Below are 4,969 nucleotides of genomic sequence, written 5' to 3'. Positions count from 1 at the left end.
GACTGCGGCGTGGAGTTCCTGACCGAAGAACCGCTGCAAAGGGTCTATGAACTGAAACAGGAAAATGACATGCTGGTGGTGGGCGGCGGCAAGCTGCTTACTTCGCTGATAAAAGCCGGATTGTTGGATAGCCTGACTATCTACACTGTCCCCGTCATGGTGGGCAAGGGTATCGGTTTCATCGGGGAAACATTAGGCTCGGAATGGAAACTGTCGGAAAGCAGGGTGCTGGATAACGGGGTGGTCTGTTCGACCTACCTGTTTGGCGGGAGCGTATAAAAAATGCGCCCGGTTCCCGCCGGGCGCAACCACTAAAATTTCAATTATTATAAGTCGTAAAACCTATCACAATGAAATTTCAGTGGCAAAGATAGGCTATTTCTTCGGTTTCGCTTTCTTTTCGGGGAATGAAAAGGCGACATTGAACTGTTCGTCCAGCACCAGCGAAGCATCAAAAGCCTTGCCGTTCTTGCCCTTGAAGCCCTTGATTAGCCCGGTCTTGCGTTTCGTCACCAGCTCGACAATCTGTTTGTCGGAAAGCTGCTTGTCGCACTTGTTGCGGAATATGGTAAGCGTACAGTCCACGTTGGAACACTTCGCCACTTTCGGGTAGAACAGGATGCGCCCGTTATTGCATTTGGGGCAGGGACAGGTTTCACTGCCTGCAACAGATAATTGTACCGAAAGCAGTTCCGCCGTGATTTGGGCGGCGTACACCTCGATACCCTTTCGGAACGTGTCGGCATCCATGTTTCCCGCTTCTATCTTGGAAAGGGCGGTTTCCCACATACCCGTCATTTCGACATCGGCAATCTTCTTGTCCTTGACAATCCTGTAAACGGCAAGCCCCTTGTCGGTGGGTACAAGGTTCTTCTTCTCACGCACGATGTACTGGCGGGTGAACAGCGTTTCGATAATCGCCGCACGGGTGGCGGGTGTACCTATCCCGGCATCTTTCAAGCTGGCTTTCAGTTCGGCATCCTCCAGTTCCTTGCCTGCGTTTTCCATTGCGGCAAGCAGGCTGCTTTCCGTGTGCAGCGGTTTCGGCTTGGTCTGTTTCTCCAACAGTTCCACGTTGGAAATAGGCAGGTTTTCGCCCTTTTGGAGTGGCGGCAGGCTGGCGGTTTCTTCATCCTCTCCCGTTCCCTGCTCGCTGAATACGGCACGCCACCCGGCTTCTTTCATCACCGACCCTTTCACCGTGAAGTCGGTATCTCCGGCAAACAGCACAGCGGTGGTTACGTCTTTCACGCACCTGCCCGAAAAGGCTTCCAGCATACGCCCGGCTACCAGTTCGTAAACCGCCCGTTCGTCTTTGGAGAGTTCACCGGGCAGGTTTTCAGTCACGATTAAGGCGTGGTGGTCGGTCACTTTGCCGTCATTCACGCTACGGCGGTTCAGCGTTACGCCGTTCAATCCGGCGGCATATCCGGCAAAGCGGGGGTACTGCCCCAGCATGGCGACACGTTCCGGCATTTCATCGAAAACGTCCTCCGGGATATAGCGGCTCCCGGTTCGGGGGTATGACATCACTTTCTTTTCGTACAGGCTTTGCGCTATGGAAAGGGTCTTGTCCGCCGAAAAGTTCAGTTTCGTGTTCGCTTCCTTTTGCAGCGTGGTAAGGTCGTACAAAAGGGGCGGTTCTTGGCTGGTTTCTTTCCTTTCAACGGACTTCACCGCAAGCTGCCCGGCATCCTTTACCCGTTGCAGGGCGGCTATGGCTTCGGGCTGCTGCTCCCACTTGGCGGTAGATTGGGCGGTGAAACTGATTCTACCGCTGGCGGTATCGGCTTTGAGTTGCCAAAACTTGGTCGGGACAAAGTTCTTGTTTTCCAAATAGCGGCTGCATATCATCACGAGCGTGGGTGTCTGCACCCTGCCCAGCGAGAACACGCCCTGCCCGGCTGCCACGCTCAACGCTTGGGTGGCATTTATACCTATCAGCCAGTCGGCTTCGCTGCGGGACTTGGCAGAAAGGTAGAGGTTATCGTAACGCTCTCCCGGCTGCAAGTTATCCAGCCCCTCACGGATTGCCCTGTCGGTAAGGCTGCTTATCCACAGGCGTACAAAGGGCTTGGTACAACCTAAATAGTTATAGATATAGCGGTGTATCAATTCGCCCTCACGCCCGGCATCGGTGGCTACAATAATCTTGTCGCACTGGTCGAATACCTCTTTAATCACTTTCAACTGTTTCAACACGCCGGGGTCTGCCTTGTAGCCTTTCTCGGCTTTCACCTGACGGGGGATTAGCTGGAAATCGGGCGGCAGTATGGGCAGGCTCTCCCTGCGGAAGTTCGCCACGCCGTAGGCTTCCGGCATGGCAAGCTGGATTAAGTGGCCGAACGCCCATGTCACCATATACCCGTTGCCGGAAAGATAACCGTCATTCTTCTGTGTCGCCCCGATGATGCGGGCGATGTCTTTTGCCACGCTGGGCTTCTCTGCTATCAATGCAATCATAATTCTTTACTTTTTAAGGGTGGGTACTACATTTTCATTCCTTTGGACTTTTTGGGCTTGTCCGCTTTCTGGCTCTTGTCTTGCGCCTTGTCCTGCTTCTCTTTCTGCTTGGCGGTAGGCTTTTGCTGCCCCTGTTTCAACGGCTCTTTGCCCTGCTTGGTGGCTTCGTTGGTCTTGCCCTCTGTATTGACCGCTACCTGTGTCCGGCTCTCGGCGGTGGGGGTAACGTCTTTCGGCTGCACCTTGTCGGGGGATTTGCCCTGTGCGCCGGACTGCACATGACCGTTGAACTCAACGCCCTGCCCGTCCTTTAGCCCGGCTACCTGCTGCTGTCCCTGCTGTAAGAACTGGACGGCGGCACGGGGCAGGAACTCCAAGCCACGCTCCACTGCGCTGACCTGTAGATAGGCACTGCGCTTCGTGCCGTCCCTGAATTGCAGGTTTTCCATTTTGACCGCTTGCCCGGCTTCAAAGGCAGTTTTCTGTTCCGGGCTGACTTTCACGTTACAGATTGTATCGGGGCATTTCCATTTGTCTGCCCGCATGTATTCCAGTTCGTGCGTGTACCTGTCCCGGCTGACGAACACGGGGATTTGTTCGCCGCTTTTCGGGTCTTTGATTTGTGCGATGCCGCCCAAGTTGCCAGTACCCTGCAAGTTGCCCTGTTCCTGCTTGGTGAAGTCGTGTTCATGGAACGGGCGTTGCAACAGCTTTTCATCCTGCTGTACGCCGTGCAGCTTGGGTACTACCGTACCGTCCTTTGCCTGATAGAAAGAGAGCTTGACATCGGTAGGTTTGAGGTAGAAGCCGCCCACCGTCCCCGAAACGGTGTAGGTGTTGCGGGACTTGTAGCCACGCATCACCCGGTCGAAGTCTTTCGTGTTTTTCAGGGTGTCGGCGGTAATGCCGACTTTTTTCAGGTTCTCCCAGTCGATTTTTGCCGGGTCGAAGCGGTAGCCCTGCTTGAACTCGTGGAAGTCGGGCTTCGGCACTCGAAGCATTTCAGCCCGCTTGTCGCCCTCCGGTGTAGGGTTGCGGTGGTTGTCCTCGATTGCCTTTGCCTGCTGTTCTGCTTCGGATGCCTTTACGCTGAAAAGTTCCAGCCCGGAAGTGTCCTGAAACTTGCGGAAGAAATTGGAAAGGAAGTTGCTGAACACATCGCTGTTCTTGTCCACCTGCATGAACTCGCCGCCGTGTGTCGGCGGCACGGGCTGCAAATTGCCCTCCTTGTCAATACCCTTGACGGCACTCACCTTGCCCTGGTGTTTATCCAAGACCAGCAGCACGTCTTTTTCCTGCCCCTCTGCGGGCGGGGTCATTCTGTTTGCCATAAATAATTGGAATTTTAGTGGTTACGGGAATAGTCCCGCCCAAAGATAGCCACTAAATATGCTATATTTGGATAGGCAGAAAAGAGTGTCCGCATTTGTCCTGCGCTGTCCCGATTTGTCCGGGTGGATGAAATTCTGCGGTTAATGGTTGCAGAATTGGAAACGGGCATAAAAAAGAGAGCGAAGTTAACCACTCTCTTTCAATGAACCCTTTGTGAACCCTTTAATAGATTAGCGGGGAACGCTGTTTGAGCATTATCGCGCTTCGTTAGTAATCTGTTATTGCACTTGTTTCAAATCCCCGATAGATTGGGGGACATTTCTATGTAAGGAATAGTTTTTAGAATATGGATGTTATCTATTGCTTCTTTACCACCCAATGCCAATGCCGGTACAAGCCATGGAAATCATAGGGAAATAAAATAATTCATCGTCCTTATTATCAATCACTTGAATATTTCTTATTTTTCTCTATTTTTGCCATATTTTACCCATTTTCTGTTATTCAGCATACTTTTAGTACACTTTGAAATATCATTTTCTTTTGTACCTTTGCATCCGCAGAAAACAAAAGAAAATCAACTATTTAGTGTAATTACTCGGTTACAGTATCAAAATCGGGATAAAACCTCTAAACAATGGCAAAGTTAGAAAATAAAACGAAAGAAAACCCCAATCTGAAGCAAAATAAGCTCTCGGACGGTAGAATAGGCTTTTACTTAGAGTATTATTTCTTCCTCAAATTATTAAAAGTAATACTGGCAAAAAGAAATACCCTTTATTCTTTTCGCCAGTACCTATATCTTGCAGTCAACAGAAAAAAGTTTAGTACGGTTTGAATATATAGACAAAAAACAGACTAAACTCCAAACATGGAAATTCAGATATTTTTTATACATTTCTCTTATATACAAATGATAGCCGAATTCAATTCATATATGAGTAACATAGACATAGACTTCTTCAAGGAGTTGTGTCTGAAACATGGAGAGTTACGACATTATAAAAAGAATGAGTTTATTCTCCATGAAGGTGATGCTTGTTCTTTCTTCGGGTTTATCTTGTCAGGCGTAGTCAAATACAGTTGCACCAACCGGACAGAAAACAAGCTGTATAATGTCGGTTTTTCCTTTCCAAATGAATTTATAGCCGATTATCCCACTTGCTTATATGGC

5 protein-coding genes are annotated in these 4,969 nt (G+C 50.1%); 3 read left to right on the top strand and 2 right to left on the bottom strand.

What is annotated here, in order from left to right:
- The coding region (locus tag DXA74_RS15630) for a dihydrofolate reductase family protein (protein ID WP_199666208.1) at positions 1 to 279 on the top strand (279 nt) is incomplete at its 5' end.
- A gap of 96 nt (positions 280 to 375) precedes the next feature.
- Here DXA74_RS15630 and DXA74_RS15625 read toward each other — a convergent pair.
- Positions 376 to 2,463 (bottom strand): type IA DNA topoisomerase, encoded by a 2,088-nt coding sequence (locus tag DXA74_RS15625; protein ID WP_115472987.1) that lies wholly within the window; start codon positions 2,461 to 2,463, stop codon positions 376 to 378.
- Positions 2,464 to 2,489: 26 nt separating this feature from the next.
- Positions 2,490 to 3,794: a DUF4099 domain-containing protein gene (locus tag DXA74_RS15620; protein WP_118529045.1), complete on the bottom strand. Its 1,305-nt coding sequence runs from the start codon at positions 3,792 to 3,794 to the stop codon at positions 2,490 to 2,492.
- Positions 3,795 to 4,432: 638 nt separating this feature from the next.
- Between DXA74_RS15620 and DXA74_RS15600 the strand changes: the two genes are divergently transcribed.
- Both DXA74_RS15600 and DXA74_RS16750 read left to right on the top strand, forming a co-directional pair.
- On the top strand, positions 4,433 to 4,633 hold the full coding sequence (locus DXA74_RS15600) for a hypothetical protein (protein WP_004329670.1): 201 nt from the start codon (positions 4,433 to 4,435) through the stop codon (positions 4,631 to 4,633).
- A gap of 33 nt (positions 4,634 to 4,666) precedes the next feature.
- Positions 4,667 to 4,969: Crp/Fnr family transcriptional regulator (locus DXA74_RS16750; protein ID WP_147401157.1), on the top strand; the 303-nt coding region annotated here is incomplete at its 3' end.

It is taken from the genome of Bacteroides sp. OF04-15BH, from assembly GCF_003477995.1.
GTDB lineage: Bacteria > Bacteroidota > Bacteroidia > Bacteroidales > Bacteroidaceae > Paraprevotella.
This window is presented reverse-complemented; position numbering and strand designations above follow the sequence as displayed.